Annotated in this window: 9 protein-coding genes; 8 read left to right on the top strand and 1 reads right to left on the bottom strand. The window is 54.1% G+C overall.

Annotated elements, in window-relative coordinates; genetic code table 11:
- Positions 1-60: 60 nt before the first annotated feature.
- From BJI67_RS16875 to bioA, 7 genes are all read left to right on the top strand, one after another.
- Positions 61-1182: a hypothetical protein gene (locus BJI67_RS16875; RefSeq protein WP_197512899.1), complete on the top strand. Its 1122-nt coding sequence runs from the start codon at positions 61-63 to the stop codon at positions 1180-1182.
- Positions 1183-1345: 163 nt separating this feature from the next.
- Positions 1346-2326 (top strand): LysR family transcriptional regulator, encoded by a 981-nt coding sequence (locus tag BJI67_RS08045; RefSeq protein WP_070072592.1) that lies wholly within the window; start codon positions 1346-1348, stop codon positions 2324-2326.
- Positions 2327-2434: 108 nt separating this feature from the next.
- Complete coding sequence (locus BJI67_RS08050) at positions 2435-3298, top strand: DUF6671 family protein (protein ID WP_070072593.1); 864 nt, start codon at positions 2435-2437, stop codon at positions 3296-3298.
- 36 nt (positions 3299-3334) lie between these two features.
- Complete coding sequence (locus BJI67_RS16880; protein WP_197512902.1) at positions 3335-4429, top strand: L-threonylcarbamoyladenylate synthase; 1095 nt, start codon at positions 3335-3337, stop codon at positions 4427-4429.
- On the top strand, positions 4429-5514 hold the full coding sequence (gene pyrC, locus BJI67_RS08055) for a dihydroorotase (protein ID WP_070072594.1): 1086 nt from the start codon (positions 4429-4431) through the stop codon (positions 5512-5514). The genes BJI67_RS16880 and pyrC overlap by 1 nt, the downstream gene beginning before the upstream one ends.
- 110 nt (positions 5515-5624) lie before the next feature.
- The gene (gene ilvD, locus BJI67_RS08060) at positions 5625-7301 is read left to right on the top strand and encodes a dihydroxy-acid dehydratase (RefSeq protein ID WP_197513392.1); all 1677 of its coding nucleotides are present in this window, start codon (positions 5625-5627) and stop codon (positions 7299-7301) included.
- 49 nt (positions 7302-7350) lie between these two features.
- Entirely contained in the window at positions 7351-8682 is a 1332-nt protein-coding gene (bioA, locus tag BJI67_RS08065) for an adenosylmethionine--8-amino-7-oxononanoate transaminase (RefSeq protein ID WP_083250757.1), read from the top strand.
- 227 nt (positions 8683-8909) lie between these two features.
- Here the strand turns inward: bioA and BJI67_RS08070 are convergent, their stop codons facing one another.
- Positions 8910-9794, bottom strand: a complete 885-nt coding sequence (locus BJI67_RS08070; protein ID WP_070074045.1) for a LysR family transcriptional regulator — start codon at positions 9792-9794, stop codon at positions 8910-8912.
- Positions 9795-9913: 119 nt separating this feature from the next.
- Here BJI67_RS08070 and metE point away from each other — a divergent pair, with 119 nt between their 5' ends.
- Positions 9914-12208 carry a 5-methyltetrahydropteroyltriglutamate--homocysteine S-methyltransferase gene (gene metE / locus BJI67_RS08075; RefSeq protein WP_070072596.1) on the top strand — a complete coding sequence of 765 codons (2295 nt, stop codon included), beginning with the start codon at positions 9914-9916 and terminating at the stop codon, positions 12206-12208.
- The last annotated feature ends 154 nt before the right edge of the window (positions 12209-12362 follow it).

The raw sequence follows: 12362 nt of genomic DNA on the forward strand, positions 1-12362 counted from the left end.
ACTCCTGAAGGAGGCGGCGCCTATCTCTATTAATGGGAACACTTGGCGGAGGTTAACACCATGACGACATTTCCTAACAATCCTAGTGAGGATCGATCTTGCTCATTTGAAACAGAGACGCACAGCGGCGCAGCTTCTCAAGAGGATCTGGGTGGCGCTATAACGCAGCAAAGGGATCGATTGATGAGCCTTCTCTACGGTCCTCTGCGTCGAATCGGTATGCAATGCGGCCAAGCAACAATCGATGGCGTCGAATTATGGAGTGAAAGATCTTTATTGGATAATCTGCTGCAGGATGCTTTCTCGTCGATTCCTCATTGCAAATATCTTTATGCAATGAATAGAGAGGGCGTGCAAATTAGTTCGAGCATGAGTCGCGAAGGGTTGATTTCTAAACATTTTGAACGTGATCGATCAGACAGGCCTTATATGCGTGAAGCGTTATCGTTGGCAGGATTTCTGGATAAGCAGCGTGAGACACACTACCAACAATGGCCATACACAGAAGGCGGTATGCAAACCGTGGATTTCTTGTTGTGCGATGCTTACATTAGCGAACACGCATTACGCCCATCAATGACGGCGGTTTACTTTGTGCGAGATGTGCGAGGTAATCATATCGGTTTTGTTGGAGCGGATTTTGCGTTACGCGATTTGCCGCAAAGTCGTCAAATATATCAAGAACCACGCCTCGGCAGACATTTTTCTGGCGATGCATATGGCTCAATTACGTTGTCGAGCAATACGAGGCAGGACAGTAAACTGGACGTGAATATAGATACTGTGACCAGTGTCATAGAGGAACTTATACTTTTCCATGGTGTTCATCATGTTAAGTTGCATTTCGCAAGCGGCCAAACTGTCCTTTGGCAGGTAGACGACCCATGTCGTTATCGCCTGATGACGGTTGGGAATCTCATTGACCCAGACAGCTGTTTGGCTTATCCGAAGCGCCCATATCCCGATAACGCTTTAATAGCGCCAGACGAAATTCGCAAAATACTTAGCCAAATGAAGCGGTTACGCAATAGTGATGAATTGCTTTGCTTGCTTACAGGGTCATTGAATATTTTTAATGGCATGGTTGGAGTGAGTTTTTCCTCAGGGAGTTCACATTATGTGCCTCATGAGGATTTTCTAGAAACGGACCTGTCGCTATGGACATCAAAAAACCCATATTAGGATCAGTGTTCAGTAACAGTCATGAAGTACGGAACGTGCGATGATAGGTAATCGTATTCACCCTGCTACGAGCGTACGGTTCTGTATCCATATCGTTGGCATGGATTCGTCTGGTCGTCAGGGAGCGTATGAAATGATTCGGCAGCGTTGGGGATGAGTGTGTATGTTTGATAATGAAATAGGAAACTTGCTTCGTCATATAACTTTTCGCCAGCTACAGATATTCATGGCTGTGGTTGAGCAGAAAAGTTTTACCAAGGCGGCTGAAAAATTATTTCTCACACAATCCTCTGTTTCCGTGCAGGTGAAGAAGCTTGCTGACGCTATAGGCGTGCCTTTATTTAAGCAGACCGGTCGAAAAATACAGCTAACGGATGTCGGACAGGAGCTCTGCGCCACCGCAAAACAGATGTTGGGTGCGCTAGAAAATCTGGAAATGTCGGTAGCTGATTATCAGGGTTTAAAGCGCGGTAACTTGAAGCTAGGCGTTGTAACGACGGCGAAATATATTGCTCCAGAATTGTTGGGCGAGTATGGACTGATGTTTCCCGGAATTCAGTTGGCCATGAATGTGACTAATCGCGACAAAATTATCGACAGGATTAAGCGGTATGATGATGATCTTTATGTTATGGGCTTGGTTCCGGAGGATGAGGTGAGTGTTACTTGCAACTATTTTGCACCTAATCCATTGGTCGTTCTGGCGCCTTCTAGCCATCGACTATGTCACGCTCAGGGGATCTCGTTAGAAGAAATAGCCAAAGAGCCATTTCTGCTGCGCGAGCCCGGTTCTGGTACACGAGAAGCTATCATGCGCTTATGTAGAGAACGCAACCTAAAACTCAATGTGCGGATGGAACTCGGGAGTAATGAAGCTATTAAACATGGCATAGTGGGAGGCTTGGGGATTTCCGTCTTATCTCTGCATTCTCTTGTGCTCGAAGGCGTATCAGGGATGATATCCGTTCTAGATGTGGAAGGCTTTCCGATTATGAGAAAATGGTACTTGGTATATCCAAAGGAAAAAACATTGTCGTTGCCTGCGCAACGATTTATTGAGTTTTCTGTAGACCGTGAAGATGCAATTACTAAACGTCTCGCGGGCATTTGGCCTAAACTGAGCGAATACGTGGACGGTAGTTAATTCACATTTCTTAATGTGAGAGATACTTTAAGATGATTTACCGCTGAAATTTGAATCCAGTTGAATAGCCACCCATCAATTGGGGCGCTTCCTTGCAGGAATATACCGATGGCTACAAACAAAATTGGTGAAAATCCATATGTGGGTGAGCGAGTCGCGTTACTTACTCAGCATGGAAAAGAGCAGGTGATTGCCCCTGTACTGGCTGGTGCAATTGGTTGCAAGGTAGAGCGTGTGGCAGGTTATGACACGGATCTCCTGGGTACGTTCACGCGTGACATTCCGCGTGCGGGCATACAGATTGAGGCCGCGAGAAAGAAAGCTCGGATTGGGATGCAAATCTCTGAGGCAACCCTGGGATTGGCAAGCGAAGGATCCTTTGGGACGGATCCGTTCGCTGGAATTTTACCCTGGAATGTCGAGTTTTTGATTTTTATTGACGCCTTGCGCGAAATCGAAGTGGTTGGTGTGGCGGAGGGCCAAGCGAATAGTGCTCACTGCATGGCCGAAGACTGGGATGCCGTTGTGTCGTTCGCGCGCAAGACCAGATTTCCCGAGCATCATCTCGTTTTGAGGCCGGAGAGCGAGAATGACCCACGCATTAGTAAAGGCATCGCCAGTTGGCCAGACCTTGAAGCGGCTTTTACATATGCGCTCCGACAATCGATCAATAGCCGTGTTTTTCTCGAAGTCGACTTACGCGCCAGCGCAAACCCAACCCGCATGGGCAATATCCGCTTGGCGGCCGAGAATCTGGTCCAAAAGCTTCGTTCACAGTGTCCCGTTTGTGGCACTCCTGGCTTCTGGATTGTCGAGCGGATAGGAGGATTGCCTTGTAGCGATTGCGGGGCACCAACCCGCGAGATAAGGGCTGAGATCCATGGCTGCCCCAAGTGTGAGCATCGTGTCATGCGCGAGCGTCCATTGAGTCAATACGCAGATCCGGGGCGCTGCGACTACTGCAACCCATGATGGTTTCTCGATTGAGGGGGCAAGAGTGAAACGTGTATGAGCGACTGGCAAAAAATCGCGGTTGATTGCAATCCACCCGAAATCGGACACAGGCACACAGACCAACCGATGGCGGAGGTGGCGGGCGATAGACACGATCCTCTTTTGGAGGCGCATCGGGCAGCCGCCATTTTACGGGCTGGGGGACTCGTCGTTTTCCCCACGGAAACAGTTTATGGCTTAGGCGCTGATGCCAGTAATCCACGTGCGGTCGCGCGGATATACGCGGCTAAACGCCGGCCAGTCGATCATCCGCTGATCGTTCATCTTTTGGGTACGTCACAATTGACTGAGTGGGCGAGGCACATCCCGCGCGCAGCTTGGCAATTGGCGGAGGCTTTTTGGCCGGGGCCATTGACTTTGGTTTTACCCCGCGAGCCCAGAGTGCCGGGCATCGTGTCAGGGTGGCTGGATACTGTGGCGTTGAGAGTGCCCGACCATCAGCTTGCCTTGGCACTATTGGATGCGTTCGGAAGTGGCGTAGCGGCGCCTTCGGCCAACCGATATGGCCATGTGAGTCCTACGTCGGCAGAGGACGTACGAGAAGAGCTCGGCGATAATGTGGATTTCTTGCTGGATGGTGGAAACTGTCCTATTGGTATCGAATCCACGATCGTAGATTTGTCGTCCACCATACCCAGGATTTTGCGTCCTGGTGCGATCCCCGAGCAGGCTTTACAGCAAGCCCTGGGTACTGCTGTGCCGATTGCCCGCATGGTTGATGATGCACCCTATCCAGGGCAAAAGCTCTCACACTACGCACCTCAAGCCCGCGTGATCCTGTCATCATGGGATGACGCGTTACTACACGTTGGCCAATGGCATGCGATTGGCCAACGTGTAGGATTGTTAGCACAGTATCGCCCCAATTGGTTGCCAGAAAATGTAACTTGGCTTTATTTCGGGGAGACTCTCCAAGAACAGGCCCGGGTCTTGTATAACCGTCTGCGTCAAGCCGATCACTTGGGTGTGCAAGTACTGGTGACGGTAATGCCGGCTGAGGCAGGGATCGGCTATGCGATTTGTGACCGGCTACGCCGCGCCGCCGGCCAGGGCGGTGATGGGCATGCCCGTACACAGCGAGTGCCCTGATGCCCGAAGTGACGCCTACCCCCGGAAACGGCGGGAAGTCTACGGAGAATCGGCTGGTCCTGACTCGGCCCGACGACTGGCATGTGCATCTGCGCGATGAGGAAATGCTGACGTCAGTGCTCCCCGATACGGCGAGGCGGTTTGCTCGTGGCATGATTATGCCTAATCTTGATCCGCCTGTGCATACGTTGGCTGAGGCCTGCGCCTACCGCAACCGTATTCTGGCAGCGGCACAGTCGAAGGGCCTATCCTTCGAGCCGCTAATGACCTTGTATCTCACCGACCACACCACACCCGAAGAAATCAGACGGGCAAAGAAGAGCGGATTCGTGTACGCGGTGGGAGAAGTTTTTCTCACCGGTGCGACGACAAATTCTGCCTTCGGTATCACCGGCTTCGCACGTTGTGAGCCGGTGTTCTCAGCCATGGAAGAGACTCGTTTGCCGTTGCTGCTGCACGGTGAGGTGACAGATCCAGAGGTGGATCTGTTCGACCGCGAGCGATTGTTCATCGAGCAGTACCTTACACCCATCGTTGAGCGCTTCCCGGGCCTGAAGATCGTCCTGGAACACATCACCACGCGGGAGGCGGTTGAATTCGTCTGTGGGGCACCGGACACCGTGGCGGCGACCATTACCGCGCATCATCTGCTGCTTAACCGCAATGCGATGTTCGTCGGTGGCCTGAGCCCACACCATTATTGCCTGCCGGTCCTGAAGCGTGAGCACCATCGCCAGGCGCTACTGGCTGCGGCCATATCGGGCAATTCCAAGTTCTTCCTCGGCTCAGACAGCGCACCGCATCCGCGGCCCGCCAAGGAGTCCGCTTGCAGCTGCGCTGGCATATACACCGCACACGCGGCCATCGAACTTTATGCCGAGGCGTTCGATGAGGTGATGGCGCTTGATCGTCTGGAAGCCTTTGCAAGTTTTCACGGCCCCGATTTTTATGGGCTGCCGCGTAACAGCGACACCATCACTCTGGAGAAGCGAAGCTGGGTCGTGCCCGAGGAGATGCATTTGGAGAAAGCAACGATTGTACCACTGCGAGCTGGTGGCACAGTGGCATGGAGGCTCGTCGAATGAAGCCTCGCCTATGGGAAATACACCGCATGACGGCCACGCCACGCGACGTATACAGGCCTATGGGCCGCGCCGCTGCATCCGTAATCCTAACTCTCAATAAGTGATAAGTCATAATGACTGACAACCGTAGAAGCAAAATCGTCACCCAGGGCGTGCCGCGATCACCCAACCGCGCGCTGCTACGCGCCACGGGTTTCGGCGACGCGGATTTTGACAAGCCTATTGTCGGCGTGGCAAACGCGCACAGCACCATCACACCCTGCAATCTTGGCATCGGGGTGCTTGCGGCGCGCGCAGAGGTGGCCATGCGGGAGGCCGGCGCCATGCCGCAGACCTTTGGCACCATCACCATCTCGGACGGCATCGCTATGGGCACCGAAGGCATGAAGTACTCGCTGGTATCGCGCGAGGTGATAGCGGACGCAATCGAGACGGTATGCCAGGGCCAGAGCCTGGACGGTGTCCTCGCTACCGGCGGCTGCGACAAGAACATGCCAGGCGCGATGATCGCCATTGCACGCATGAACATCCCGGCGATCTTCGTCTACGGCGGCACCATCAAGCCGGGCCAATATCGAGGTCGCGACCTTACTATCGTGAGCGCCTTCGAGGCAGTAGGTGAATATATTGCGGGCAAGATTGGTGAAGTAGAACTGCTGGAGATCGAACGGCGAGCGTGCCCAGGTGCCGGCTCTTGCGGAGGTATGTACACTGCCAATACCATGGCCTCGCTGTTCGAGGCCATGGGTATGAGTTTGCCGTATTCCTCTACGATGACGGCGGAAAGCTCGGAGAAGGTCGATAGCGCCGAGCGTTCCGCCAGAGTATTGGTCGACGCAATCGAAAAACAAGTCCGGCCCCGCGACCTCCTCACTCGCGCCGCCTTCGAGAACGCGCTAGCCGTGCTGATGGCCCTCGGAGGTTCAACCAACGCTGTGCTGCATCTGCCGGCGATCGCACATGCTGCCGGAGTGAAGCTAACACTTGACGATTTCGATGCGTTCAGTCGGCGTGTACCGGTGCTCTGCGACCTGAAGCCTTCAGGTCAGTATGTCGCCACCGACCTCCATCGTGCGGGCGGGATTCCCCAAGTGATGAAACTCTTGCTCGTGCATGGCTTACTGCACGGCGATGCACTCACCGTAACCGGCCAGACTCTTGATGAGGTGCTTCGGGACGTGCCTGATGAGCCGTCCAGCGCCCAAGATGTGATCCGACCTTGGCCTGATCCGGTGTACCCGCATGGCCATCTGGCCATCCTCCGGGGCAATTTAGCCGAAGAGGGGGCACTCGCCAAGACCAGCGGCGTACGGGCCCCGAAGATCACTGGCCCGGCTCGTGTGTTTGACTCGGAAGAAGCATGCATGGAGGCAATCCTGGCGTGTAAGATCCATCCGGGCGACGTGGTGGTCATCCGCTACGAAGGCCCCAAGGGTGGCCCCGGCATGCGCGAAATGCTCTCGCCCACCGCTGCCCTTGTCGGCCAAGGACTGGGCGACAGCGTCGGGCTTGTCACTGATGGACGATTCTCCGGCGGCACCTACGGGATGGTGGTCGGTCACGTCGCGCCGGAAGCGGCAGTGGGTGGAGCCATCGCCTTGGTCAACGAGGGAGATTTGATCACTCTGGACGCGGAACGGCGCCTGCTTCATCTCGATATATCCAACGAAGAAATCGAGCGCCGACGCAAAATCTGGCAACAGCCCCCGCCGCGGTACACCCGTGGTGTACTGGCAAAATATGCGCGGCTAGTGTCGTCGGCAGCCAAGGGTGCGGTAACAGACTGAATCCTATGGCCCGACAGCCCCAAGCGCCAGGACCCGCGGAGAATCGGTTGTGCAACGACATGTAGATACTCTTGCGCGGCTAACGAAGCCATTCGAATGGGACGATGCACTCACTTTCGACCGCGCCCATATCTGGCACCCTTATAGTTCGATGATCGCCCCGCCGCCGGTCTACCCGGTCGTCTCGGCATCGGGGGTGCATCTTACGCTCGCGGACGGTCGTAAACTTATTGATGGCATGTCTTCGTGGTGGGCGGTGATTCACGGTTACAATCACCCACGGCTCAACCTCGCTCTGGAAAAGCAGATCAAGAGCATGGCGCATGTCATGTTCGGTGGCTTGACCCATACACCGGCGATCGATCTTGCACGCCGATTAGTTGCATTGACTCCTGATCCACTCGATAAGGTCTTTTTGTGCGATTCAGGCTCAGTATCAGTCGAAGTGGCCATCAAAATGGCGATTCAATACTGGCAGGCCCGAGGGCGCCCGCGCAAACATCGGCTGCTCGCACTCGCTGGCGGTTATCACGGTGACACTTTTGCCGCCATGTCGGTGTGCGACCCGGTCACCGGTATGCATCATTTGTTTAGAGGTGTGCTCCCTCAGCAATTCTTCGCGCCGCGGCCTGGTTGCCGTTTCGGAGAACCCTGGGACCCGGACGATGTTACCGAATTCGCCGGCCTTATCGGGGCACACTGCGACGAGATCGCTGCGGTAATTCTGGAACCCATCGTTCAAGGCGCAGGTGGCATGTGGTTCTACCATCCCGAGTACCTGCGGCAGGTGCGTGCCCTGTGCGATGCGCATGACGTATTGCTGATCACCGACGAGATTGCCACCGGTTTCGGACGCACAGGTACGCTCTTCGCCTGTGAGCATGCGGGTATCGTCCCGGACATTCTCTGTCTTGGCAAAGCGCTTACCAGTGGCTATTTGACCCTGGCAGCCACTCTGACTACCGCCAGTGTGGCGGAGACCCTCTCTTGCGGCGGTGCCGGTTGCCTCATGCAGGGTCCTACTTTCATGGCCAACCCGCTCGCTTGTGCGGTAGCCACTGCGAGTATCGATCTGTTGTGTGAGTCAGACTGGTGGCAGAGAAGTGTGCAGTCCATTGAGCAGCAGTTAAGGGATGAGCTTGCTGCGTGCATCGAGTTACCAAGTGTACGTGATGTGCGGGTGCTTGGGGCGATCGGTGTGATCGAGATGCAAGAATCAGTTGATGTGCGACGGCTGACACCGCGCTTCGTTGAGTCTGGAATCTGGTTGCGGCCTTTCGATCGCCAAATTTATATAATGCCGCCGTATGTAATCGAACCACAGGATTTATCTTGTATCACTGACGCTGTACGGCGTGTATTGGTAGAAAAGGGTTGTTAAACGATGCTATTTATGAGCATCCTCGCTGTATTCTTCCTGTCACAGATTCTGCTGACGAGCCAAAATTATTAAACCAAGCACGCCGGAAGGTCTTCAGTTAAGCGCGTCTCAGTATCTCGGGAAATACTCGAACTTGTTGGTCTTGGGCACGGATTTTCCCGGGTAAGGTAGATACTTCGAGTCTATAGTTGCGGATTAGTACGCCAAGCTAGCCGCTGGTTCACCAGTTAATATGGCTGTCGGGCCAGCGAGAAAAACGCTGTTACATAATCAATGTCAGTATCCGCTTCACGGGTGCCGAGAAATATCTCTTTCGAAATACCCTGATGGCCAATGCGTACGGGCGTTACCGGGATCCTTTCAGCGTATTCATCTACCAACCATCGAGGCAAAGCAGCCACGCCACGTCCGCTCGCAACCATCTGTAGCATGATATCGGTCGTTTCAATGACCTTGTGACGCTTGGGTCTGATGCCGGCCGGTAAAAGAAACTGGGTGTAGATGTCGAGGCGGTCTATTGCAACCGGATAGGTAATCAGAACCTCGTCGATAAGTTGGTGAGGTTCTATATGGCGAATTCCAGCTAATGGATGCTCGCGCGCCATCACAAGCACTTGCTCGTAAGCGAATACTGGTTCAAATGATAGGCCAGGGTGGCGCAATGGGTCCGGTGTCACAAGAAGATCAATCTCGTGAGCGAACAGAGCCCCTATGCCGCCGAACTGAAATTCCTGTTTTACATCAACATCCACGTCAGGCCATTCCCTCAGGTAGGGCGACACGATGTTGAGCAGCCATTGGTAGCAGGGATGGCATTCCATACCGATGCGCAAGGTACCACGTTCTCCTTCCGCATATTGGCGCATCCTGTCTTCGGCCTGTTCGAACTGAGGCAATAACCGGTTAGCAACGCCGAGCAGATGTTCCCCGGCCTGAGTGAGTCGCAGTCGGCGACCTTCCCGAGCCCATATTCGCGTACCCAAATTCTGTTCGAGCTTCTTCATCGCGTGACTCAAGGCTGATTGAGTCAGACAGAGCACTTCAGCGGCCCCTGTCAGGGAACCTTGTCGCGCCACTTCCCTCACGATGTTCAAATGCGTTTTCTCAATCATGATGCGAACTCTGGTATGAATAATACTCATTTAATCCTGAAAAAATAACATTTTAAATCATGCATCGTAAACCTTAACATGAGCGATCCCTTTCTATTGGAATCCATCAAGGCGCTGCTATGGTCACGACACACAATCTGGGTTTTCCGCGCATTGGCGCAAGACGTGAATTAAAATTCGCTCTTGAGGCGTACTGGAAAGGGGAGTCCTCGCGTGAGGAGCTGATTAAAATTGGCTCTAAGTTGCGCCAGCGTCATTGGGAACAACAAGCCGCCCTTGATCTGATTCCAGTTGGCGATTTCGCATTCTATGACCAAGTGCTCGACATGAGCTTCATCCTGGGCAACCTCCCAGAACGTGCACGTGGCTATCATGGTGATGCATTAGACAATTATTTTCGGGTCGCGCGGGGTCGCTCGGCCCCGGGTATCGAAGATCATGGGGCATGCTGTAGTGGAGTCCAGGCGGGTGAAATGACCAAATGGTTCGATACTAACTATCACTACATTGTGCCGGAATTCACTACCGAGACAGCGTTTTCCTTAGATGCCTCGCGCCTGTTGGACCAGATGAATCAAGCCGTCGAATTGGGGGTTAAAGTCAAACCAGTTCTCATCGGCCCGGTAACCTACCTTTGGCTTGGAAAGGCCAAAGACGATTCCGATAAGCTGGCCCTGCTGGAACGCCTCTTACCGGTTTACGCCCAGTTATTGGATGCCTTGGCCGTCGCGGGGGCTGAATGGATCCAAATTGACGAGCCCATTCTTGTCACCGAACTTGGCGATGACTGGCGTCATGCAATGAGCCTGACCTATCACAGACTCAGTGGCTGTCGCGCTAAGCTGCTGCTTGCCACTTACTTCGGCCAGTTGCAAGAAAATTTGCATCTCGCAAGCACCTTGCCCGTGGCAGGCTTGCATGTGGACGCTGTCAATGCTCAGGATGAAGTTGCAACGCTTGTTGATCTGTTGCCTGCCCACAAGGTGCTTTCACTTGGAGTCATTAACGGCCGCAACATCTGGAAAACCGATCTTGGGTCAGTGCTGGACTGGCTCGAACCCTTGCATGACCGGCTCGGAGATCGTTTGTGGCTCGCACCGTCGTGCTCGTTGTTGCACGTGCCAGTCGATCTTGCCAGTGAATCGAAGCTCGACCCCGAAATCCGATCCTGGCTAGCGTTCGCGGTGCAAAAACTGGACGAACTGAAGTGCCTGGCAAGCGCGCTAACTCAAGGACGGGAGGCGGTTCTTGATGAACTAAGCGACAATCGGGCTGCCATTATCTCCCGCCAATCATCTGTTCGTGTCAACAACCCAACAGTTAAGACAGCACTGACCGAACTCGATCCCAAGATGGGTACACGTAAGAGCCCCTTTAGGATACGCAAGGCTAGGCAATCCACGTTGTTGAATCTACCGGTCTTCCCAACAACCACGATTGGTTCTTTCCCCCAAACATCGGTGATTCGTCACGCCCGCCGTCAGTTTAAGGCCGGCGAACTCGATGGCGAAGGCTATAAAGACGCCATGCGCGCCGAAATCGTGCGCTGCGTACGCGAGCAGGAGGCGCTGGATCTGGATGTGCTGGTGCATGGCGAGGCCGAGCGTAACGACATGGTCGAGTACTTCGGCGAGCAGTTAGATGGCTACGCTTTCAGTCAGTTCGGGTGGGTGCAGAGTTATGGTTCACGCTGCGTCAAACCCCCCATCCTATTTGGTGACATCAGCCGCTCGCGGCCGATGACCATTGACTGGATCACCTATGCGCAGTCGCTCACCGACAAACCGATGAAGGGCATGCTGACCGGTCCGGTTACCATTCTCAATTGGTCCTTCGTGCGCGACGACCAGCCACGTTCAGTCACCTGCCGGCAACTCGCACTGGCCATCCGCGCGGAAGTCCTGGATCTGGAACAAGCCGGAGTGCATATCATCCAGATCGACGAGGCGGCGCTGCGAGAAGGGCTGCCGCTTCGCAAGTCGCAATGGAACGCCTATCTGAAATGGGCGGTCGAAGCCTTCCGCATCGCTGCTAACGGCGTGGCCGATGAAACGCAAATCCATACCCATATGTGCTACTCGGAATTCAACGACATCATGCCTGCTATCGCCGATATGGACGCTGACGTGATCACGATCGAAACCTCCCGTTCGGACATGGAACTGCTGGATGCGTTCGATGAGTTCCAGTATCCCAATGAGATAGGACCGGGCGTTTATGATATCCATTCACCCAACATTCCCAGTCAAGAGCACATCGTGCAGCTGATGAACAAGGCGGCCGAACGCATTCCGAAAGACCGCCTGTGGGTGAACCCTGACTGCGGTCTGAAAACAAGGCAGTGGGAAGAAGTCATTCCTGCCTTACGCAACATGGTGGCCGCCGCAAAGGTCTTGCGCGAAATGGCGACCTAATGGATGGTTGATTTTGGATCAGGGAGGCAGCCATCTTCCACAGTGCATCAACCACGTTCAGCGTGCGGTGTGGCCCGTTCTTACATACCGCGCGCTGCCAAATACTCGGTATGGCGTTATGTGTTATGACCGACTCTATTTTCGACAACGCCCT

Origin of the sequence: Acidihalobacter aeolianus (genome assembly GCF_001753165.1) — a bacterium.
Lineage (GTDB): Bacteria > Pseudomonadota > Gammaproteobacteria > DSM-5130 > Acidihalobacteraceae > Acidihalobacter > Acidihalobacter aeolianus.

Excerpts from the sequence above, each read along its gene's own strand:
- BJI67_RS16875 (WP_197512899.1), top strand. The coding sequence starts at position 61 with ATGACGACATTTCCTAACAATCCTAGTGAGGATCGATCTTGCTCATTT.
- BJI67_RS08045 (WP_070072592.1), top strand. The coding sequence starts at position 1,346 with ATGTTTGATAATGAAATAGGAAACTTGCTTCGTCATATAACTTTTCGC.
- BJI67_RS08050 (WP_070072593.1), top strand. The coding sequence starts at position 2,435 with ATGGCTACAAACAAAATTGGTGAAAATCCATATGTGGGTGAGCGAGTC.
- BJI67_RS16880 (WP_197512902.1), top strand. The coding sequence starts at position 3,335 with ATGAGCGACTGGCAAAAAATCGCGGTTGATTGCAATCCACCCGAAATC.
- pyrC (WP_070072594.1), top strand. The coding sequence starts at position 4,429 with ATGCCCGAAGTGACGCCTACCCCCGGAAACGGCGGGAAGTCTACGGAG.
- BJI67_RS08070 (WP_070074045.1), bottom strand. The coding sequence starts at position 9,794 with ATGATTGAGAAAACGCATTTGAACATCGTGAGGGAAGTGGCGCGACAA.
- metE (WP_070072596.1), top strand. The coding sequence starts at position 9,914 with ATGGTCACGACACACAATCTGGGTTTTCCGCGCATTGGCGCAAGACGT.